Source organism: Pseudomonas sp. B3(2017), assembly GCF_002113595.1.
GTDB classification, from domain to species: Bacteria; Pseudomonadota; Gammaproteobacteria; order Pseudomonadales; family Pseudomonadaceae; genus Aquipseudomonas; species Aquipseudomonas ekonensis.
Window position 1 is genome coordinate 20,499 of sequence record NZ_NEIU01000010.1, and the last position, 21,328, is coordinate 41,826.

The window sequence follows — 21,328 nt, forward strand, 5'->3', positions numbered from 1 at the left end:
GCGCAACGCCAGCCTGAAAAAGTGGGGCGCGGATTATAGCGGAAATTGCTCAAGGTTTAACCAGTTAATGTGCAGAAGGTTTTGCGTGCACCAAAACGGGTCGTTTTCGGATTCCAACGCTACATTAGAGGGCGGGATTTTCGCCGTTTCGGCGCCCTGCACCTTTATAAGCGTGAATTTGGGGCAAAAAACCCATGCTGGGGCACTGGCATGCAATTTGCTCCCTTGTGAGGCAGGTTGCCTTGGCAGAGTATTCGCGCCGGCATCACCAATACAGAAGGGCATCCATTACCGCCCTAAGCCACCCGGAGGACACTATGTCGAAGTCGGTTCAACTCATCAAAGATCATGACGTCAAGTGGATTGATCTGCGCTTCACGGACACCAAAGGCACTCAGCACCACGTGACCATGCCGGCTCGCGATGCGCTGGAAGATGACTTCTTCGAAGTCGGCAAGATGTTCGACGGTTCCTCCATCGCTGGCTGGAAAGGCATCGAAGCCTCCGACATGATCCTGATGCCGGACGACGAAACCGCCGTCCTGGATCCGTTCACCGAAGAGCCGACCCTGATCCTGGTGTGCGACATCATCGAACCTTCGACCATGCAGGGCTACGACCGCGACCCGCGCGCCATCGCCCGCCGCGCCGAGGAATACCTGAAGTCCACCGGCATCGGCGACACCGTGTTCGCAGGTCCAGAGCCCGAGTTCTTCATCTTCGACGAAGTGAAGTTCAAGTCCGACATCTCCGGCTCGATGTTCAAGATTTACTCCGAGCAAGGCTCGTGGATGTCCGACCAGGACGTGGAAGGCGGCAACAAAGGCCACCGTCCAGGCATCAAGGGCGGCTACTTCCCGGTTCCGCCGTTCGACCACGACCACGAAATCCGCACCGCAATGTGCAACGCCCTGGAAGAAATGGGCCAGACCGTCGAAGTCCACCACCACGAAGTGGCGACCGCCGGCCAGAACGAAATCGGTGTCAAGTTCAACACCCTGGTGAAAAAAGCTGACGAAGTTCAGACCCTGAAATACGTCGTGCACAACGTTGCCGACGCCTACGGCCGCACCGCGACCTTCATGCCGAAGCCGCTGTACGGCGACAACGGCTCGGGCATGCACGTGCACATGTCCATCGCCAAAGACGGCAAGAACACCTTCGCCGGCGAAGGCTATGCCGGCCTGTCCGACACCGCCCTGTACTTCATCGGCGGCATCATCAAGCACGGTAAGGCCCTGAACGGCTTCACCAACCCGGCCACCAACTCCTACAAGCGTCTGGTGCCAGGCTTCGAAGCCCCGGTGATGCTGGCCTACTCGGCCCGCAACCGTTCCGCCTCGATCCGCATTCCTTACGTCAACAGCCCTCGCGGCCGTCGTATCGAAGCCCGTTTCCCGGATCCGGCCGCCAACCCGTACCTGGCCTTCGCAGCGCTGCTGATGGCTGGCCTCGACGGCATCCAGAACAAGATCCACCCAGGCGACGCCGCCGACAAGAACCTGTACGACCTGCCGCCTGAAGAGGCGAAAGAGATCCCGCAGGTGTGCGGCAGCCTGAAGGAAGCCCTGGAAGAGCTGGACAAGGGCCGCGCGTTCCTGACCAAGGGCGGCGTGTTCTCCGACGACTTCATCGACGCCTACATCGCGCTGAAGTCCGAAGAGGAAATCAAGGTCCGCACCTTCGTGCACCCACTGGAATATGAGCTGTACTACAGCTGCTGATCCGGTGGCGCCGCCCCGCGCGGCGCGACACAAGAGAGGCCTCCTTCGGGAGGCCTTTTTTGTTGCCCCGACGACACCCTCCAGCAGGCTCGCTCCCACAGGGAATTGCGCCAGGACATGTCCCGGATTGGGCCAACCGCCGCGACTGACCTATGCTGCACCCCATCGCTTTCGAATCCGGTCGATGCCATGGGTCGCACCTTCCTTTGTCTCCTGCTGCTGATCGCCCTGCCCGCCGCCGCGCAGATCTACAAGTACACCGACGCCAACGGCCACACGGTCTACAGCGACCATTCCCCGCAGGGCGTGCCGTCGCAGCCGGTGGAGCTGCCGCCGCTCAACCAGGTCGGAGCCCAACCGCCCGCCGCACCGCCCGCGGATGCGGCCACGCGCGAACCCGCCCGCAGCGCGTATGAAACCCTGGAGCTGACCGGCCTGCCCAACGAAGAGGCCCTGCGCGCCAACAACGGCACCTTCACCGTCGGCGTGCTGATCAAGCCGCGCCTGAGGCCGCCGCATCAGTTGCGGCTGCTGCTCGATGACGAACCCTATGGCCAGCCCAGCAACCTGCCGACCCTGCAGTTGGTGAATGTGGATAGGGGCGAGCACCGCCTCGCGGTGCAGGTGATCGACGGCCAGTCGGTGATCCAGCAGAGCCCGCCGGTGACCTTCACCGTGCAGCGGGTGCACAAGCCATGATCCGCCCGCTGCTCGCCCTCTGCCTGACGCTGATCGCGTTCGGCGCATCGGCCGAGGTGTTCACCTACACCGATGCCCAGGGCAACCGGGTCTACACCGATCAGCCGCGGGGCAACGCCAAGCGGGTTCAATTGACCACCAGCAACCGCATGCCGGCCACATCCGTCGGCACCCCATCCAGCGGTCCGAAAAACACGGTGCCGGAGCCGCCGGCGTTCCGCTACGACATGCTGCGGGTGCTGATCCCCGAGCCGGACGCGACCATCCGCAGCAGCGCCGGCGAGCTGATCGTCAGCGTCACCAGCGAGCCCGGCCTGCAACCGGGCCACCGCTACCGCCTGCTGCTGGACGGCCAGGCCACCGGCGAACCCGGCCCCAGTCCGGTGTTCCCGCTGAGCGACATCGACCGCGGCAGCCACAACCTGTCGGTGGAAATCCTCGACGGCCAGGGACGCACCGTCGAGCGCACCGCCAACCAGCCGTTCCACATGCAGCGGATATCCCTGGCGCAGAAGCGCCAGGTCAAACCCTGCGCGAAGGACGACTACGGCGTGCGCCCCGAGTGCCCGCTCAAGGACAAGCCCCCCGAACCGAAAAACCCTTTCCTGCGGTTCTTCTAACGCCCTCGCGCATTGCGCACTATATTGGTGCAACAGTCTGCACCTTACTCACATTCCAACCCATTTTGGTTCGATTCTTCCCGTCAACGCGCAGGGAATGCCACGCAAGCGAGCGTCAAACGCCCGTTTCAGGCGTCGGACGCTTCTTTTCGGAGCCTTGGTTTGGTTTTTGCATTTTCCCCGCATCAGCGCTTTATCCCTGCGCGCGCCATGCTCCAAAAGAGGTCCTCATGACCATCAGTGACGCACTGCATCGCTTGTTGCTCGACAACCTGACCACCGCCACGCTGCTGCTCGACGACGAACTGCGCCTCGAGTACATGAACCCGGCGGCGGAGATGCTGCTGGCCACCAGCGGCCAGCGCAGCCATGGCCAGTTCATCAGCGAGCTGTTCACCGAGTCCACCGAGGCGCTCAACTCGCTGCGCCAGGCGGTGGAGCAGGCGCATCCGTTCACCAAGCGCGAAGCGATGCTCACAGCCCTCACCGGCCAGACCCTGACGGTGGATTACGCGGTGACGCCGATCCTGAGCAACGGCACGACCCTGCTGTTGCTGGAGGTCCATCCCCGCGACCGCCTGCTGCGGATCACCAAGGAAGAGGCCCAGCTGTCCAAGCAGGAAACCAGCAAGATGCTGGTGCGCGGCCTGGCCCACGAGATCAAGAACCCCCTCGGCGGCATCCGCGGCGCCGCCCAGTTGCTGGCCCGCGAACTGCCGGAAGACAGCCTGCGCGACTACACCAACGTGATCATCGAAGAGGCTGACCGCCTGCGCAATCTGGTGGACCGCATGCTCGGCTCCAACAAGCTGCCGTCGCTGGCGCTGTGCAACGTCCACGAAGTGCTGGAGCGGGTCAGCCAACTGGTCGAGGCCGAAAGCCAGGGCTGCATCACGCTGGTGCGCGACTACGACCCGAGCATTCCCGACGTCCTGATCGACCGCGAACAGATGATCCAGGCCGTGCTGAACATCGTGCGCAACGCCATGCAGGCCATCGGCAGCCAGAACGAACTGCGCCTGGGCCGCATCACCCTGCGCACCCGCACCATGCGCCAGTTCACCATCGGCCACGTGCGCCACCGCCTGGTGACCAAGATCGAGATCATCGACAACGGCCCCGGCATCCCGGCGGAACTCCAGGAAACCCTTTTCTTTCCCATGGTCAGCGGCCGCCCGGACGGCACCGGGCTGGGCCTGGCCATCACCCAGAACATCATCAGCCAGCACCAGGGCCTGATCGAGTGCGACAGCCACCCCGGCCACACCACGTTCTCGATCTTTCTGCCACTGGAACAAGGAGCCACATCGACATGAGCCGTAGTGAAACCGTGTGGATCGTCGATGACGACCGTTCTATCCGCTGGGTCCTCGAAAAAGCCCTGCAACAGGAAGGCATGACCACCCAGAGCTTCGACAGCGCCGACGGCGTGATGAGCCGCCTGGCCCGCCAGCAGCCGGACGTGATCATTTCCGACATCCGCATGCCCGGCGCCAGCGGCCTGGACCTGCTGGCGCGGATCCGCGAGCAGCACCCGCGCCTGCCGGTCATCATCATGACCGCCCACTCGGACCTGGACAGCGCCGTCGCCTCCTATCAGGGCGGCGCGTTCGAATACCTGCCCAAGCCGTTCGACGTCGATGAAGCGGTGTCGCTGGTCAAGCGCGCCAACCAGCACGCCCAGGAGCAGCAAGGCCTGGAAGCGGCGCCGTCGCTGGCCCGCACCCCGGAGATCATCGGCGAAGCGCCGGCGATGCAGGAGGTGTTCCGCGCCATCGGCCGCCTGAGCCACTCCAACATCACCGTGCTGATCAACGGCGAATCCGGCACCGGCAAGGAGCTGGTGGCCCACGCGCTGCACCGCCACAGCCCGCGCGCGACCGCGCCGTTCATCGCCCTGAACATGGCGGCGATCCCCAAGGACCTGATGGAATCCGAACTGTTCGGCCACGAGAAAGGCGCGTTCACCGGCGCGGCCAACCTGCGCCGCGGGCGCTTCGAGCAGGCCGACGGCGGCACGCTGTTCCTCGACGAGATCGGTGACATGCCGGCCGACACCCAGACGCGCCTGCTGCGGGTGCTGGCCGACGGCGAGTTCTACCGTGTCGGCGGCCACGTGCCGGTCAAGGTCGACGTGCGGATCATCGCCGCTACCCACCAGAACCTGGAAACCCTGGTGCACGCCGGCAAGTTCCGCGAAGACCTGTTCCACCGCCTCAACGTGATCCGCATCCACATTCCGCGCCTGTCGGACCGTCGCGAAGACATCCCGACCCTGGCCCGGCACTTCCTCAGCCGCGCCGCGCAGGAACTGGCGGTGGAGCCGAAGCTGCTCAAGAACGAAACCGAGGAATACCTCAAGAACCTGCCGTGGCCGGGTAACGTGCGCCAACTGGAGAACACCTGCCGCTGGATCACCGTGATGGCCTCCGGACGCGAGGTGCACATCAGCGACTTGCCGCCGGAACTGCTGAGCCTGCCGCAGGACTCGGCGCCGGTGACCAACTGGGAGCAGGCCCTGCGCCAGTGGGCGGACCAGGCCCTGGCCCGGGGCCAGTCGAGCCTGCTCGACAGCGCCGTGCCGGCGTTCGAGCGGATCATGATCGAGACCGCGCTCAAGCACACCGCCGGCCGCCGCCGCGATGCCGCCGTCCTGCTGGGCTGGGGGCGCAACACCCTGACGCGCAAGATCAAGGAGCTGGGGATGAAGGTCGACGGCGGGGATGAAGACGAGGGGGATGAGGGCTGATCGAGCCTCACGATCTTCGCTGCACGATCACTCCAATCGCGGGCAGACTCGCTCCCACAGGTGAAATGCATGCGCCTGTGGAGCGAGACTGCCCGCGATGCTTTTCAGCCCGGCGTGCACCGCAACGATGCATCCTGACCCGCAACCGCGCAGGGCCAATCGCTTGCCTTGCGCCGGGCAACCTCCGGAATTCCATCCCCGAAAACGCAAAAGCCCCGGATTCCGGGGCTTTCAGCTTCTGTCGCAATTATTTTGTTTCAAGAGAAGAAAACCTGGCACGCGCCCTGCATTAACCCTCTCAGGTGATTCGATTCACCCACCCGGTTTCGGGGACCTTGGTACAGGCAGGCCGGGGATTCCCCTCTTTAATCCGGATCCGCACCGCCCATGCGTCGGATCCTGCCGCTTTGGGGCCCTTGATACAGGCAGGTCAGGGGTTCCTTCTTTACGCCGGGCCCGTCGCCCTTGCGACCGGCCCGCCCCTTTCGGGAACCTTGGTACAGGCAGGCCGGGGATTCCCTCTTTTATTGCTCTCGCAAGTGGATCTCCAGCCGCCAGCGGTCATCGACCTCGCTGGCGGCCCAGTCGCCCTGCAGCGGCCGGGCCGCCACCAAGGTCAGCAGCAGGCCGCCGTCGCTCAGGCGCGTTCGCCAGTTCACGTCCTTGCCGTTGAGCTTGAGTTGCCCCTTCTGCGGTTTGCCCTCGGCGCCAAACAGCAGCGCCAGCGAACCATCGACGACTTCGCCGTGCAGTTTCGGCTCGTTGTTGAACCACACCACCAGACCGCCGTCGATCACGTCCACCTGCTGCAGCACGCTGGGGTCCGGCGTGGTCAGGCGACCGATCATCAGGCCGACCATCACGCCGAAGATCGCCAGCGACCCCATCACCCGCGGGAATAGTTTCGAACGCGGATCCGCTTGCGGCGTAGAATGCGCGTCATCTTTACCTTCGGAGCCGTGCATGTTTCACGTCATCCTTTTCCAACCGGAAATTCCGCCGAACACCGGCAACGTTATCAGGCTGTGCGCCAACAGCGGCTGCCACCTGCATCTGATCGAACCGCTGGGCTTCGAGATGGACGACAAGCGCCTGCGCCGCGCCGGTCTCGACTACCACGAGTATGCCACCCTGCAGCGCCATGCCGACCTGGCCAGTTGCCTGGAAAGCCTGGGCCAGCCCCGCCTGTTCGCATTCACCACCAAGGGATCGCAGCCGTTTCACGACGTGGCGTTCGCCCCGGGCGACGCGTTCCTGTTCGGCCCGGAAAGCCGGGGCCTGCCGCCGGAAGTGCTGGACGCGCTGCCCGCCGGCCATCGCCTGCGCCTGCCGATGCGCGAAGGCTGCCGCAGCCTGAACCTGTCCAACACCGTGGCGGTGGCCGTCTACGAAGCGTGGCGGCAGAACGGCTTCAACTGACACTGACGCCATCGCCAGCAGGCTGGCTCCCACAGGGGCTCGGCTGAACACAGCCTCTGTGTCCACCTCAAAACGATTGTGGGAGCGGGCTTGCCCGTGAATGCGCCGTGTCAGGCGACATCGATGTCCTCTGACAGACCGCGTTCGCAGGCAAGCCCGCTCCCACAGGGGTGTTGCGTGACCGCTTACTGAACGGTCGGAGCCTCGCCGGCTTCTTGCATGCGCTGCACTTCCTGCGCGTACAGGGCGTCGAAGTTCACCGGAGCCAGCATCAGGGCCGGGAACGAACCGCGGGTCACCAGGCTGTCCAGGGCTTCGCGGGCGTACGGGAACAGGATGTTCGGGCAGAACGCGCCCAGGGTGTGGCTCATCGAACCCGCATCCAGGTTCTTGATCAGGAAGATGCCGGCCTGCTGCACTTCGGCGATGAACGCCACTTCCTCACCGTTCTTCACGGTCACCGACAGGGTCAGCACGACTTCGTAGAAGTCGCCTTCCAGGGCCTTCTGGCGGGTGTTCAGATCCAGCGCGACGCTCGGGTCCCACTGCTGGCGGAAGATCGCCGGGCTTTTCGGGGCCTCGAAGGACAGGTCGCGCACATAGATGCGCTGCAGGGAGAATTGCGGTGCGGTTTCTTCTTCGCTGGCTGCAGTGTTCTGTTGGTCAGTCATCTCAGATCCTTTCTGATCTCGGGTCTTTTAGGGTTCTTGTTTCGGCGAAGCGTGCAGCAGTTCAGGCCTTGAGCAGCGCGTCGAGCTTGCCGGCGCGCTCCAGGGCGTACAAATCGTCGCAACCGCCGACGTGCTTGCCGCCGATCCAGATCTGCGGCACGGACGTGCGCCCCGCCTTCTGGGCCATCTCGGCGCGCACCTGCGGTTTGCCATCCACCTTGATCTCATCGAAGGCCACGCCTTTGCTCGCCAGCAAATGCTTGGCCCGCGAGCAGTAGGGGCAGTAATCGCTGGAATAGACGACGACGTCGCTCATGTCACTTCACCAGCGGCAGGTTGTCGCCTTTCCAGCTGGAGATGCCGCCGGACAGCTTGGCGGCGGTGAAGCCGGCCTTCATCAGTTCGCGGGCGTGGGTGCCGGCGGTCTGGCCCAGGGCATCGACCAGGATGATGGTCTTGGCCTTGTGCTTCTCCAGCTCGCCGACGCGGGCGGCCAGCTTGTCCTGGGGGATGTTCACGGCACCGACGATGTGGCCGGCGGCGTATTCCTTGCTCGGACGGATATCCACCACCACGCCCGCTTCCTTGTTGACCAGCGCGGTCAGCTCGCCGGTGCTCAGGCTCTTGCCGCCGCCCTGCATCGTGTGGGCGATCAGCAATGCCAGCAGTACGACGAAGATACCGACAAGAATGTAGTGGTTAGTGGCAAATTCAATCAGGTGAGCAACCATCGAAGGAGGTTCCAGGGCATTAAAATGTCGGCCAGTATACACAGCCGGTATGGTGGGCCAAACCCCGTCCGGCGGTGACGCCGGCGGAACTTGGCTTTAAACTCCTACTCCCTTTTTCATCGCTTCCTCTAACTTTCGCCAGAGTGGATTCCATGACTACCACGCCCAAACCTTTGGTCCTGATGATTCTCGACGGCTTCGGTCACAGCGACAGCCCCGAGTCCAACGCCGTCTACGCGGCCAGGAAGCCTGTGCTGGATCGCCTGTGGGCCACGGTGCCGAACGGCTTGATCTCGGGCAGCGGCATGGACGTCGGCCTGCCGGACGGCCAGATGGGCAACTCCGAAGTCGGCCACATGAACCTGGGCGCCGGCCGCGTGGTGTACCAGGACTTCACCCGTGTGACCAAGGCGATCCGCGACGGCGAGTTCTTCGAGAACCCGGTCATCTGCGCCGCCGTGGACAAGGCCGTGGCCGCCGGCAAGGCCGTGCACTTCATGGGCCTGCTGTCCGACGGCGGCGTGCACAGCCATCAGGACCACCTGGTGGCGATGGCTGAGCTTGCCTTCAAGCGCGGCGCCGAAAAGATCTACCTGCACGCCTTCCTCGACGGCCGCGACACCCCGCCCAAGAGCGCCCAGTCGTCCATCGAACTGCTCGACGCGACCTTCCAGGCCCTCGGCAAGGGCCGCATCGCCAGCCTCGTCGGCCGCTACTACGCGATGGACCGCGACAACCGCTGGGATCGCGTGGCCGCCGCCTACAACCTGATCGTCGACGGCCAGGCCGAATTCCACGCCGCCACCGCCCAGGAAGGCCTGCAGGCCGCCTACGAGCGCGGCGAGAGCGACGAGTTCGTCAAGGCCACCACCATCGGCGAGCCGGTGAAGGTCGAGGACGGCGACGCCGTGGTGTTCATGAACTTCCGCGCCGACCGCGCCCGCGAGCTGTCCCGGGTGTTCGTCGAAGACGGCTTCAAGGAATTCGACCGCGCCCGCCAGCCGAAACTGGCCGGCTACGTGATGTTGACCCAATACGCCGCCAGCATCCCTGCGCCGTCGGCCTTCGCCCCCGGCAGCCTGGACAACGTGCTGGGCGACTACCTGGCGAAAAACGGCAAGACCCAACTGCGCATCGCCGAAACCGAGAAGTACGCCCACGTGACGTTCTTCTTCTCCGGCGGCCGCGAAGAGCCGTTCCCCGGCGAAGAACGCATCCTGATCCCGTCGCCGAAGGTCGCCACCTACGACCTGCAGCCTGAGATGAGCGCGCCGGAGGTCACCGACCGCATCGTCGAGGCCATCGAGCAGCAGCGCTACGACGTGATCGTGGTCAACTACGCCAACGGCGACATGGTCGGCCACAGCGGCGTGTTCGAGGCGGCGGTCAAGGCCGTGGAATGCCTGGACACCTGCGTCGGCCGCATCGTCGACGCCCTGGAGAAGGTCGGCGGCGAGGCGCTGATCACCGCCGACCACGGCAACGTCGAGCAGATGGCCGACGAATCCACCGGCCAGGCCCACACCGCCCACACCACCGAGCCGGTGCCGTTCATCTATGTCGGCAAGCGTGACCTCAAGGTGCGCGAAGGCGGCGTGCTGGCGGACGTGGCGCCGACCATGCTCAAGCTGCTGAACCTGGAGAAGCCGGCGGAAATGACCGGCACCTCGATCCTGGTCTGACCCCGGCCACGGAACACCGCAAGACCCTGTGGGAGCGCGCTGGCCCGCAATGGCGACCTGACAGCCAACAGCTATGTTGAATGATCGGACGCCATCGCGGGCCGGCCCGCTCCCACAGCCGTTCATGGAGTTTTCGAAATGGATTCGGCCCGGACGCCCGCTCCAGTTATCACACAACCCCATTTGGGCGTTTTTTTTGCAGCGTCGGGCGGGCATACTAGGCCGTCCCTTTCCCTGGTGCCGCCCGCCCCTATGCTTCGCCTCCTGATCGCCCTCGCTCTGACCTGCCTGCTCCAACCGGCCTTCGCTGACGAGCGCGCGCAAACCCAACAGCAGTTGGACGCCACGCGTCAGGACATCGCCGAGCTGAAGAAAATGCTGGGCAAGCTCCAGGAAGAGAAGTCCGGCGTGCAGAAAGAGCTCAAGGGCACCGAGACCGAGATGGGCAAGCTCGAAAAAGAAGTCGACGCCCTGCAGAAAGAGCTGAAGAAAAGCGAATCCGAGCTGCAACGGCTCGATGCGGAGAAAAAAAAACTCCAGAGCGCGCGCACTGAACAGCAGCGACTGATCGCCATCCAGGCCCGGGCGGCCTACCAGAACGGCCGTCAGGAGTACCTCAAGCTGCTGCTCAACCAGCAGAACCCCGAAAAGTTCGCCCGCACCCTCACCTATTACGACTACCTGAGCCAGGCCCGCCTGGAGCAGCTGAAGAATTTCAACGAAACCCTGCGCCAGCTGGCCAACGTCGAAAAGGACATCGGCCTGCAGCAAGCGCAGCTGCTGGTGCAGAAGAGCGACCTGGACACCCGGCGCGACGAGCTCGACAAGGTGCGCAAGGAACGCCAGCAGGTCCTGGCCAAGCTCAACGACGACGTGAAGGCCCGGGACCAGAAGCTCGCGGCCCGCGAGCAGGATCAGGCAGACCTGTCTAAAGTCCTTAAAACCATTGAGGAAACCCTGGCCCGCCAGGCCCGTGAGGCAGAAGAAGCGCGGCAGAAAGCGCTGATCGCCCAGCAGGAAGCCGAAAAAAAGCGGTTGCGTGAGGCCCAGGCAGCGGCGGACGACAGCGATGCCCCGCGCAAGCCGGCCCGGCCGACGCCCGGCGCGTTGGTCTCCAGCAGCGGCGAAACCTTCGGCGGCCCGTTTGCCGCCACCCGGGGAAAACTTCCGTGGCCGGTCGATGGTCGACTGTTGGCGCGCTTCGGCGAAACCCGCGGCGACGACGCCCGCACCAAGTGGGACGGCGTGATGATCAGCGCCTCCGCCGGCAGCCAGGTGCATGCCGTGCACGGCGGACGCGTGGTGTTCGCCGACTGGCTGCGGGGCGCGGGCCTGCTGGTGATCCTCGATCACGGCAACGGTTTTCTGAGCCTTTACGGCCACAACCAGACGCTGCTCAAGTCGGCGGGCGATGTGGTCAAGGCCGGCGAGTCCATCTCCACTGTGGGCAACAGTGGCGGCCAGGACACGCCGGCGCTGTATTTCGCAATTCGTCAGCAGGGTCACCCCAGTGATCCGGCGCAATGGTGCCGCGCGCAAGGATAAGCGCGCCGCCTAATTCAGGAGTCCGTTCGACATGCTGCATCTGTCCCGCCTTACCTCGCTGGCCCTGACGATCGCCCTGGTGATCGGCGCGCCCCTGGCGTTCGCCGCCCAGCCGGCCCCGGCCGTCGCTCCGGCAGGCACCGCCGCCACCGCCAAGGCACCGCTGCCGCTGGAGGAGCTGCGCACCTTCGCCGAGGTCATGGACCGGATCAAGGCCGCCTATGTCGAGCCGGTGGACGACAAGACCCTGCTGGAGAACGCGATCAAGGGCATGCTCAGCAACCTCGACCCGCACTCCGCCTACCTGGGGCCTGAAGACTTCGCCGAACTGCAGGAAAGCACCAGCGGCGAATTCGGCGGCCTGGGCATCGAGGTCGGCGCCGAAGACGGCTTCATCAAGGTCGTGTCGCCGATCGACGACACCCCGGCGTCCAAGGCCGGCATCCAGGCCGGCGACTTCATCGTCAAGATCAACGGCCAGCCGACCCGCGGCCAGAGCATGACCGAAGCCGTGGACAAGATGCGCGGCAAGATCGGCCAGAAGATCACCCTGACCCTGGTGCGCGACGGCGGCACGCCGTTCGACGTGACCCTGGCCCGCGCGGTCATCCAGGTCAAGAGCGTCAAGGCGCAGCTGCTCGAATCCGGCTACGGCCTCATCCGCATCACCCAGTTCCAGGTCAAGACCGGCGAGGAAGTCTCCAAGGCCCTGGCCAAGCTGCGCAAGGACAACGGCAAGAAGCTCAACGGCATCGTCCTCGACCTGCGCAACAACCCGGGCGGCGTGCTGCAGGCGGCGGTGGAAGTGGTCGACCACTTCATCACCAAGGGCCTGATCGTCTACACCAAGGGCCGGATCGCCAACTCCGAGCTGCGCTTCTCCGCCACCGGCAAGGACGAAAGCGAAGCGGTGCCGATGGTGGTGCTGATCAACGGCGGCAGCGCCTCGGCCTCGGAGATCGTCGCCGGCGCCCTGCAGGACCAGAAGCGCGCCGTGGTCATGGGCACCACCAGTTTCGGCAAGGGCTCGGTGCAGACCGTGCTGCCGCTGAACAACGACCGGGCGCTGAAGATCACCACCGCGCTGTACTTCACCCCCAACGGCCGCTCGATCCAGGCCCAGGGCATCGTGCCGGACATCGAAGTGCGCAAGGCCAAGATCACCAACGAGGCCGACGGCGACTACTTCAAGGAAGCCGACCTGCAGGGCCACTTGGGCAACGGCAACGGCGGCGCCGACCGTCCGAGCGGTTCCGGCGGCAAGGCCAAGGCGATGCCGCAGGATGACGATTACCAGTTGGCCCAGGCCCTGAGCCTGCTCAAAGGGCTGAGCATCACCTCCGGCCGTTGAGGATGGGTCTGCGCTTCATCCTCGTCCTGTTGTGCTGCCTGGCGGGCGCCGCTCACGCGGAGTCTGCCGGACCGGTGCCCCACAAGGCCTACCTGAGCCTGATCATCGACGACCTGGGGCAGAGCCTGCCCCGGGATCGCCGCGTCCTCGCCCTGCCCGGCCCCGTGACGGCGGCGATCATGCCGGACACCCCGCACGCCACCGAATTCGCCCGCGAAGCCCACCGCGCCGGCAAGACGGTGATCCTGCACATGCCCATGGATCCGGCCACCGGGCCGTTCGCCTGGCACCCCGAACTGCCTGTCGAAGAACTGGCCCGGCGCCTCGACGCCGCCTTCCGGCAGGTGCCCTACACCGCCGGCATCAACAACCACATGGGCAGCCGCATGACCGCGCAGCCGGCGGCCATGGCGTGGCTGATGGAGGAATTGCAGCGCCGCCACAAGTTCTTCGTCGACAGCCGCACCAGCGCCCAGACCGTGGCGGCGCAGCAGGCGCAGAAGATCGGCCTGGCCAGCGTCTCGCGGGATGTGTTCCTCGATGACGAACGCACCGAGGCCGCCATCTTCACCCAGTTGCAGACGGCGATCAGCCTGGCGCGCAAACAGGGCTCGGCGGTGATGATCGGCCATCCGTATCCCCAGACCCTGGCCGTGCTGGAGCGCGAACTGCCCAAGCTCAAAGCCCAGGGCATCGAGTGGATCGACATCCGCCAGATGATCAGCGTGCGCGGCAACCGCGCCACGGCGGCCCACGGCAAGGACGGCGTCTACCGCTGAACCGTCTTGCCCGCGCGATACCCGGCTACCGCCAGACGTCCCCCGCGATTCCCGATAGTGAAGCCTGCAACAGGCCGCGGCCCCCTTGGGTCGCCTTTCACCATCAGGACCTTTCATGAACACACACGAAGACACCGCATTGCCGACCCGGCCAATGCAACCCCTGCGATTCGACAACCTGCTGATCAACTTCGCGACCGAGTTCTACCGGGTCTGGGACACCCGGGGCTCACGGGCCAAACCCGCCGCCTTCTGGCGCCCTGCGCCGGCCCCGGACCTGCTGCCCGGCTATTTTCCGCTGGGCGATGTGGTCGCCACTGACTTCGACAACATCAACGGCAAACGCGTAGTGGCCGTGGTCTGCGAAGCGGATGCGCACACCAAGGATCCGGCTCAAGCCAACGCACTGAGCCAGCCTGTGGACTACGAGCTGATCTGGAACGACAAGGGCACGAAATCGAAGATCGACGGCGCGCTGTGGCGCCCGATTCCTGCGCAAGGCTACGTCGCGCTGGGATCGGTGTGCACCAACGATCACGAAAAGCCTTCGCTCAACGCCGTCCGCTGCGTGCGGGCCGACCTGGTGATCGCATCGCGGGTCGACGAGCTGATCTGGAACGACAAGGGCAGCGGCTCCAGGCACAAATTCAGCGCCTGGCGCATCACGCCGCCCCATGCCCCGTCCGGGGAGATCCACCTGGCGCCCGGCACCTTTGCCGCCGACGGCAGCTACGACCGGCCGGAGCTGGGCAGCGTGGCCTATTCGTTGCGCCTGCCGGTTCCGCTTCAGGTCAGCCCCCAGCCGACAGCGCCCCAACTGACCGGAGAGCCGCCGGCCCCGCCGGTGGAGCCGGCCAAGCTCACCCACACGGCCAGGCTGCCCTGGTTCACGGTCAAGGATCCCTTGCTGTCGCCCCTCGAACAGCTGCGCCGCTCGCCAAGCTACCGACTGGAAAGGACGGACCAGTACATGCTCATCGGCTATGGCCACAACACGGAAAGCCAAGGCAGGACGTTCAGATGGACCGCGCCCCGCGCGCAAAGGGCCGAGCACCTGCGAGCATTCGCGGAACTGACGACGGTTGAGTTCGGCCGCCAATGGCCGACGGCGGAGCCGGCACCTTTGCGGTTTTCGGCGAGGCTGGACGAAGACTTCGTCCAGTGCGGCGCGCAAGCGAACGAGTGGCCCAATGACCGTCCCCTTGATGTCATCACGCTCGCCGCCGGGCAGAAATCCATCGCGGTCTACCTGGTGCAGAGCAACTTCACGCTGTTGCGCGAAGACGGCACGCCGGTGACCGACACCGTCAGCTACACCGATGGCAACCGCTTGCACCTCTGCGAACACTCACCGCGAGAGACGGTGTTCGTCTGCCCTCCGATCCCGTCGCCGGTTCCTGCGCCGGCTCCTGCTCCGGCGGACAAGCCGGCCAACGAACAGCCCTCGCCGGCAGATGTTACGGACGTGACGGACGTTACAGATACCGTCCCATGATCTCGTCGACCACACCGTCCTTGCGCATCTGATCCAGGGCGGCCTGGAGCCGGGCGACCGTTTCGTCCGGCACTTCCTTGTTCAGCGCCAGGTACAGCTGGGCGCTGTTGAAGCGCAGCACGGTCTTGAGGCCGGTCACGCCGTCCTGGCGGGCCAGGTAGCGCCCGGCAGGGTCGCCGGTGGCCCACAGGTCGATCTGGCCGTTCACCAGTTTCTTCGCGTTGTCCTGATCGCGCAGCACCACGGTCGGCTTCAGGCCTTGCTTGGTCAGGGTCTCCGCGATCGCATCGCCTTTGTAGGCGCCGATCTTGTACTTGCGCGCGTCGTTCAGGGTTTCGAGGGTGATCTTGCTGTCAGCCCGGGCCAGCATGATCCAGTCGTCCGGGCCGATGGGGCCGACCCATTTGAACAGCCGTTCGCGGTCAGGCAGCCGCGCCATCACGAACGCACCGTAACCGGGATTCTCCAGCGCCAGCTTGTAGACCCGCTCCCAGGGGAAGCGCAGGGTCAGGCTGTAGGTGAGGCCGGCCCGCCTGAACATCTCGCGCACGATGTCCGTGGCGATGCCGTCGATGTTCTCGTCCTGGGCGAAGTTCTTGCCGTTCTTCGCCATGTTGTACGGCGGGAAGTTTTCGGTGAGGAGCACCAGACCGGTGTCGGGACTGTCCTCGGCCCGGGCCGTGTTGAACAGCAACACCGAAGCGCTGGCGAGGACGAGAAGCAGGCGTTTGATCATGTCGGGCTACCGGAATCCATGGCGTGTTCAAGAGTGCCCTGAGCACGCCATGCTGTCCACTGGCCTGTACGGCTTAGCGCATCACGATGCCGCGATGGGCCATGTAGGCCTTGGCTTCCTGCACGGTGTATTCGCCGAAGTGGAAGATGCTCGCCGCCAGCACCGCGCTGGCGTGGCCTTCGAGGATGCCGTCGGCCAGGTGCTGCAGGTTGCCGACGCCGCCGGAGGCGATCACCGGGATGTTCAGGGCATCGCTGATGGCACGGGTCACGCCCAGGTCGAAGCCGTTCTTCATGCCGTCCTGGTCCATGCTGGTCAGCAGGATCTCGCCGGCCCCCAGGCCTTCCATCTTCTTCGCCCACTCGACCGCGTCGAGGCCGGTCGGCTTGCGGCCGCCGTGGGTGAAGATCTCCCAGCGCGGGGCCTCGCCCGGGCCGGACACCTTCTTGGCGTCGATGGCGACGACGATGCACTGCGAGCCGAAGTGCTCGGCCGCTTCGCCGACGAATTCCGGGTTGAACACCGCCGCGGTGTTGATCGACACCTTGTCGGCGCCGGCGTTGAGCAGGTTGCGGATGTCCTGCACGGTGCGCACGCCGCCGCCCACGGTCAGCGGGATGAACACCTGGCTGGCCATGCGCTCGACGGTGTGCAGCGTGGTGTCACGGCCGTCGACGCTGGCGGTGATGTCGAGGAAGGTGATCTCGTCCGCGCCCTGCTCGTCGTAGCGGCGGGCGATCTCCACCGGGTCGCCGGCGTCACGGATGTTTTCGAACTTCACGCCCTTGACCACCCGGCCGTTGTCCACGTCCAGGCAAGGGATGATGCGTTTGGCCAGCGCCATGGTCAGTCCTCAGCCTTTGTACGAATCGCAGAAGGCCTGGGCCTCTGCGACGTCGAGGGTGCCTTCGTAGATCGCCCGGCCGGTGATGGCGCCGATGATGCCCGGCGCTTTCGCGTCGAGCAGCGACTTGATGTCACCCAGGTTGTGGATGCCGCCGGAGGCGATCACCGGGATCTTCGTGGCTGCTGCCAAGGCGGCGGTGAACGGCACGTTGCAGCCCTGCATCATGCCGTCTTTGGCGATGTCGGTGTAGACGATGGCGGACACGCCGTCGGCTTCGAAACGCTTGGCCAGGTCGATCACCTGCACGCTGCTGACTTCGGCCCAGCCGTCGGTGGCGACGAAGCCGTCCTTGGCGTCGAGGCCGACGATCACCTTGCCCGGAAACGCACGGCAGGCCTCGGCGACGAACTCAGGCTCCTTCACGGCCTTGGTGCCGATGATCACGTAGCTCACGCCGGCCTTGACGTAGTGCTCGATGGTTTCCAGGGAGCGGATGCCGCCGCCGATCTGGATCGGCAGGTTCGGGTAGCGTTTGGCGATGGCGGTGACCACTTCGCCGTTGACCGGCTGGCCTTCGAAGGCGCCGTTCAGGTCGACCAGATGCAGACGGCGGCAGCCGCCCTCCACCCACTTGGCAGCCATGCTCACCGGGTCATCGGAGAACACCGTGGAATCTTCCATGCGGCCCTGGCGCAGACGTACGCAGGCACCGTCTTTAAGATCGATAGCGGGAATAATCAGCATCTGGCAAACCTTCAGATTTGAATGTTCAGCTTGGCTCGGGAATCAGTTTTTCTCGAGCGCCCACAGGTCGCTTTCGATGCTTTCAAACCGCTCCTTGAGGTGGGTCTGCACATCGAAGATCGCCCTGTTGTAATAGTGCGGTGCGATTTCACGGGTAAACAGGTCAAGAATCTCCGCCGCCTCGAACGAACCCAGGTCCAGTTCGAAACGGTCCTCCATGAACCGCTGGATCTTGCGGCTGGCCTCACTCTCCTGTTCGGGCGTGAGGGTCAGGATCGGCGGTTTCTTCTTGACGGCCATTTACCAGCGACCGTCCCACGCCGCGAAGTTCTGCAGCAATTGCAGGCCGTGGGTATGGCTCTTCTCGGGGTGGAACTGCACGGCGAAGCGCGAGCCTTCGGCCAGCGCCGCCGCGAAATCGACGCCGTAATGGCCGCTGCCCACCACCTGCCGCGCGTTGCCGGCGGCGATGTAGTAGCTGTGCACGAAGTAGAACCGCGCCAGGTCCGGAATGTTGTGCCACAGCGGGTGATCCACCGACTGCTTCACTTCGTTCCAGCCCATGTGCGGCACCTTCAGGTGCTCGCCGTCCTCATGCAGGTCCTTGCCGAAGAACTTCACCGCGCCCGGGAACAGGCCGATGCAGTCGACGCCGTCGTTCTCTTCGCTCGTGTCGAGCAAGGCCTGCATGCCGACGCAGATGCCGAGGAACGGACGGTCCTGGCTGACCTCGCGCACCAGCGAATCGAACCCCAGGCGACGGATCTCCGCCATGCAGTCGCGGATCGCGCCGACGCCGGGAAACACCACCCGGTCGGCTTCGCGGATCACGTCCGCGTCGCTGGTGATCAGCACCTTGCCGGCGCCGACGTGCTCGAGGGCCTTGGCCACCGAGTGCAGGTTGCCCATGCCGTAATCGATAACCGCCACTGTCTGCATTACAGCACGCCCTTGGTCGATGGCATCTGCCCGGCCATGCGGTCGTCCAGTTCCACGGCCATGCGCAGCGCGCGGCCGAAGGCCTTGAACACGGTCTCGATCTGGTGGTGGGTGTTGTGCCCGCGCAGGTTGTCGATGTGCAGGGTGACGTTGGCGTGGTTGACGAAGCCCTGGAAGAATTCCTGGAACAGGTCGACGTCGAAGCCGCCGACGGTGGCGCGGGTGTACGGCACGTGCATCTGCAGGCCCGGACGGCCGGAGAAGTCGATCACCACGCGCGACAGCGCTTCGTCGAGCGGCACGTAGGCGTGGCCGTAGCGGCGGATGCCTTTCTTGTCGCCGATGGCCTGGGTGAACGCCTGGCCGAGGGTGATGCCGACGTCTTCGACGGTGTGGTGGTCGTCGATATGCAGGTCGCCCTTGCACTCGATGTCGAGGTCGATCAACCCGTGACGGGCGATCTGATCCAGCATGTGCTCAAGAAAAGGCACGCCGATATCGAATCGGGCCTTTCCGGTGCCATCAAGGTTGATCGAGGCTTTGATCTGGGTTTCCAGAGTGTCGCGCTCGACAGACGCCTTACGTTCGGCCATCACCAGCTCCGCAAAATCATTGGGCGAAAAAGGCAGCCATTATAGGGGCGCGGGCGGGAAACAGAAACACAGGAGGTGAGATGACTGACGGACAGGACGCCCGGCTGTCGCGGGTAGACATGTCCATACAAGCCATTGCGGATGCGGGACAGGTCGGCGTAGCGAGGGAGCTTGCTCCCGCCGGGGTGCGCAGCGGCCCCAAACGGTCTGCGGCCGAAGCGGACGCGGACTCTTCGTCACAAGAGCCCGCGCCCGCCCGGTGGATACGGCGCTTAGTGGAACAGCACCGCCGTCTTCTGCAGGGTCACCCACACACCCCACGCCAGCGGAATGCCCACCGCCAGCCACGCGGCGATCGCCAGCGGCTTGCTGCCCGGCGCGGCTTTCCACTCAAGCACGGTGGTGGCGTCGGCGCCCTTGTCGTGGCCCAGCGCCTGTTCGGCGGCCAGTTCGGCGTCGGTCATGAAGTACTTGTCGGCCACCGGACGCACCAGCAGGTTGCACAGGAACCCCAGCACCAGCAGGCCGGCGAGGATGTACAGGGTGATGTCGTAGGCGGCGGCGCGCTCGACGCCGATGCTCAGCTGGTACTCGCGCAGATAGTTCACCAGCACCGGGCCGAGCACGCCGGCAGCGGCCCAGGCGGTCAACAGGCGACCGTGGATCGCGCCGACCATCTGCGTGCCGAACAGGTCGGCCAGGTAGGCCGGAACGGTGGCGAAGCCGCCGCCGTACATCGACAGGATGATGCAGAACGCCGCCACGAACAGCGCGACGTTGCCCAGGTGGCCGAGGTTCGGGATCAACGCGTACAGGGCAAAGCCCAGGGCGAAGAACACGAAATAGGTGTTCTTGCGGCCCAGGTAGTCCGAGAACGAGGCCCAGAAGAACCGGCCACCGATGTTGAACAGGCTCAGCAGCCCGGTGAAGCCGGCGGCGATCGCGGCGATCGAAGCCAGTTGCGAAGCGTCGAGCTGGCCGAACGGCAGGTCGTTGCCCAAAAGCTTGCCGCCGAACACTTCCTGCAGCAGCGGCGAAGCCATGCCGAGGATGCCGATGCCGGCGGAGACGTTCAGGCACAGCACCAGCCACACCAGGCGGAACTGCGGGGTTTTCCAGGCCACGTTCACGTGCACGTGACGGTGGGTGATCATCGCGTTCGACGCTTTCTTCGCCGGCGCGGTCCAGCCTTCAGGCTTCCAGCCGGTCGGCGGAACGCGGTAGGCCAGGGCACCGCCGATCATGAACACGAAGTAGATCGCGGCCATTGCCACGAAGCTCTGCCAGACGCCCACGCCTTGCGGCGAAGCGAAGTGGCTCATCAGCGCGGTCGCCAGCGGAGCGCCGACCATCGCGCCGCCGCCGAAGCCCATGATCGCCATGCCGGTGGCCATGCCGCGCTTGTCCGGGAACCACTTGATCAGGGTCGAGACGGGCGAGATATAGCCCAGGCCCAGACCGATGCCGCCGATCACGCCCGAACCGATCCACATCAGCCAGATCTGGTGGGTGTAGATGCCCAGCGCAGAGATCAGCAGACCGCCGCACCAGCACAGCGCCGACACCACGCCGGCCTTGCGGGGGCCTGCGTGTTCGAGCCAGCCGCCCCAGATCGCCGCCGAGCAGCCGAGGAAGATGAAGAACAGGGTGTAGATCCAGCCGAGCATGGAGATCGGCCAGTCGCATTGCGAAGAGAAGACCTGTGCGATGAAGCTCATGTCCGGTGCGCAGGCCACCGGCGCGGTGATGCCCAGCGCCTTGGACAGCGGCAGCCAGAACACCGAGAAACCGTAGGCCATGCCGATGCACAGGTGGATGGCCAGCGCGGCCGGTGGAACCAGCCAGCGGTTGAAGCCGGGCTTGGCGATGATGCGTTCCTTGGACAGGAACGCGGGCTCGGCGGCGCGAAGGCCGTCCGCCGTGATGCTCGTGCTCATTGTGTATCCCCCAATTATTAGAATGGTTCGCCAGCCACTGCTCACCCTCGGCCTTGATGCACGCAGG

At 65.0% G+C, this 21,328-nt stretch carries 22 protein-coding genes; 11 read left to right on the forward strand and 11 right to left on the reverse strand.

Annotated elements, in window-relative coordinates; genetic code table 11:
* Positions 1-317 precede the first annotated feature (317 nt).
* The 5 genes from glnA (at position 318) to ntrC (ending at position 5,792) form a co-directional block, all read left to right on the forward strand.
* A complete protein-coding gene (gene glnA, locus CAG33_RS16075) occupies positions 318-1,724 on the forward strand; it encodes a glutamate--ammonia ligase (protein WP_085581796.1) in 1,407 nt (468 codons plus the stop codon).
* 189 nt (positions 1,725-1,913) lie between these two features.
* Positions 1,914-2,423 (forward strand): DUF4124 domain-containing protein, encoded by a 510-nt coding sequence (locus CAG33_RS16080; RefSeq protein ID WP_085639379.1) that lies wholly within the window; start codon positions 1,914-1,916, stop codon positions 2,421-2,423.
* On the forward strand, positions 2,420-3,043 hold the full coding sequence (locus CAG33_RS16085; RefSeq protein ID WP_085639382.1) for a DUF4124 domain-containing protein: 624 nt from the start codon (positions 2,420-2,422) through the stop codon (positions 3,041-3,043). The genes CAG33_RS16080 and CAG33_RS16085 overlap by 4 nt, the downstream gene beginning before the upstream one ends.
* A 230-nt stretch (positions 3,044-3,273) precedes the next feature.
* Positions 3,274-4,359, forward strand: a complete 1,086-nt coding sequence (glnL, locus tag CAG33_RS16090) for a nitrogen regulation protein NR(II) (RefSeq protein ID WP_085581802.1) — start codon at positions 3,274-3,276, stop codon at positions 4,357-4,359.
* Entirely contained in the window at positions 4,356-5,792 is a 1,437-nt protein-coding gene (gene ntrC, locus CAG33_RS16095; protein ID WP_085581804.1) for a nitrogen regulation protein NR(I), read from the forward strand. Before glnL ends, ntrC begins: the two co-directional genes overlap by 4 nt.
* Positions 5,793-6,316: 524 nt before the next feature.
* On the opposite strand, the gene CAG33_RS16105 is transcribed toward ntrC, so the two are convergent.
* Positions 6,317-6,757 (reverse strand): hypothetical protein, encoded by a 441-nt coding sequence (locus tag CAG33_RS16105; RefSeq protein WP_085581805.1) that lies wholly within the window; start codon positions 6,755-6,757, stop codon positions 6,317-6,319.
* On the opposite strand from CAG33_RS16105, the gene CAG33_RS16110 reads away from it, so the two are divergent.
* On the forward strand, positions 6,756-7,211 hold the full coding sequence (locus CAG33_RS16110; RefSeq protein ID WP_085581807.1) for a tRNA (cytidine(34)-2'-O)-methyltransferase: 456 nt from the start codon (positions 6,756-6,758) through the stop codon (positions 7,209-7,211). The two genes, CAG33_RS16105 and CAG33_RS16110, sit on opposite strands and share 2 nt — an antisense overlap.
* Positions 7,212-7,396: 185 nt before the next feature.
* Here the strand turns inward: CAG33_RS16110 and secB are convergent, their stop codons facing one another.
* From secB to CAG33_RS16125, 3 genes are all read right to left on the reverse strand, one after another.
* On the reverse strand, positions 7,397-7,882 hold the full coding sequence (secB, locus tag CAG33_RS16115; RefSeq protein WP_085581809.1) for a protein-export chaperone SecB: 486 nt from the start codon (positions 7,880-7,882) through the stop codon (positions 7,397-7,399).
* Positions 7,883-7,943: 61 nt separating this feature from the next.
* Positions 7,944-8,198, reverse strand: a complete 255-nt coding sequence (grxC, locus tag CAG33_RS16120) for a glutaredoxin 3 (RefSeq protein WP_085581811.1) — start codon at positions 8,196-8,198, stop codon at positions 7,944-7,946.
* 1 nt (position 8,199) lies between these two features.
* Positions 8,200-8,613 carry a rhodanese-like domain-containing protein gene (locus CAG33_RS16125; RefSeq protein ID WP_085631986.1) on the reverse strand — a complete coding sequence of 138 codons (414 nt, stop codon included), beginning with the start codon at positions 8,611-8,613 and terminating at the stop codon, positions 8,200-8,202.
* 152 nt (positions 8,614-8,765) lie between these two features.
* Between CAG33_RS16125 and gpmI the strand changes: the two genes are divergently transcribed.
* From gpmI to CAG33_RS16150, 5 genes are all read left to right on the forward strand, one after another.
* On the forward strand, positions 8,766-10,295 hold the full coding sequence (gpmI, locus tag CAG33_RS16130) for a 2,3-bisphosphoglycerate-independent phosphoglycerate mutase (protein WP_085581815.1): 1,530 nt from the start codon (positions 8,766-8,768) through the stop codon (positions 10,293-10,295).
* 252 nt (positions 10,296-10,547) lie between these two features.
* Positions 10,548-11,840, forward strand: a complete 1,293-nt coding sequence (locus CAG33_RS16135) for a murein hydrolase activator EnvC (RefSeq protein WP_085581817.1) — start codon at positions 10,548-10,550, stop codon at positions 11,838-11,840.
* Positions 11,841-11,871: 31 nt separating this feature from the next.
* Positions 11,872-13,191, forward strand: a complete 1,320-nt coding sequence (locus CAG33_RS16140) for a S41 family peptidase (protein ID WP_085581819.1) — start codon at positions 11,872-11,874, stop codon at positions 13,189-13,191.
* A 2-nt stretch (positions 13,192-13,193) separates the two neighbouring features.
* Entirely contained in the window at positions 13,194-13,970 is a 777-nt protein-coding gene (locus tag CAG33_RS16145; protein WP_085581822.1) for a divergent polysaccharide deacetylase family protein, read from the forward strand.
* 115 nt (positions 13,971-14,085) lie between these two features.
* A complete protein-coding gene (locus tag CAG33_RS16150) occupies positions 14,086-15,465 on the forward strand; it encodes a Vps62-related protein (RefSeq protein ID WP_085639385.1) in 1,380 nt (459 codons plus the stop codon).
* Here CAG33_RS16150 and CAG33_RS16155 read toward each other — a convergent pair.
* From CAG33_RS16155 to CAG33_RS16185, 7 genes are all read right to left on the reverse strand, one after another.
* Positions 15,446-16,201 carry an ABC transporter substrate-binding protein gene (locus tag CAG33_RS16155; RefSeq protein ID WP_085639388.1) on the reverse strand — a complete coding sequence of 252 codons (756 nt, stop codon included), beginning with the start codon at positions 16,199-16,201 and terminating at the stop codon, positions 15,446-15,448. The two genes, CAG33_RS16150 and CAG33_RS16155, sit on opposite strands and share 20 nt — an antisense overlap.
* 73 nt (positions 16,202-16,274) lie before the next feature.
* Positions 16,275-17,045: an imidazole glycerol phosphate synthase subunit HisF gene (gene hisF / locus CAG33_RS16160; RefSeq protein WP_085581828.1), complete on the reverse strand. Its 771-nt coding sequence runs from the start codon at positions 17,043-17,045 to the stop codon at positions 16,275-16,277.
* A gap of 9 nt (positions 17,046-17,054) precedes the next feature.
* A complete protein-coding gene (gene hisA / locus CAG33_RS16165) occupies positions 17,055-17,792 on the reverse strand; it encodes a 1-(5-phosphoribosyl)-5-[(5-phosphoribosylamino)methylideneamino]imidazole-4-carboxamide isomerase (RefSeq protein WP_085581830.1) in 738 nt (245 codons plus the stop codon).
* Between the two features lie 42 nt (positions 17,793-17,834).
* Positions 17,835-18,092 (reverse strand): DUF2164 domain-containing protein, encoded by a 258-nt coding sequence (locus CAG33_RS16170; protein ID WP_085581832.1) that lies wholly within the window; start codon positions 18,090-18,092, stop codon positions 17,835-17,837.
* On the reverse strand, positions 18,093-18,731 hold the full coding sequence (gene hisH / locus CAG33_RS16175) for an imidazole glycerol phosphate synthase subunit HisH (protein ID WP_085581846.1): 639 nt from the start codon (positions 18,729-18,731) through the stop codon (positions 18,093-18,095). It abuts the gene before it with no gap.
* On the reverse strand, positions 18,731-19,324 hold the full coding sequence (gene hisB / locus CAG33_RS16180; RefSeq protein ID WP_085581847.1) for an imidazoleglycerol-phosphate dehydratase HisB: 594 nt from the start codon (positions 19,322-19,324) through the stop codon (positions 18,731-18,733). Before hisB ends, hisH begins: the two co-directional genes overlap by 1 nt.
* 272 nt (positions 19,325-19,596) lie before the next feature.
* Positions 19,597-21,261, reverse strand: coding sequence for an OFA family MFS transporter (locus tag CAG33_RS16185; protein ID WP_085581848.1), 1,665 nt, complete (start codon positions 21,259-21,261; stop codon positions 19,597-19,599).
* Positions 21,262-21,328: the final 67 nt, after the last annotated feature.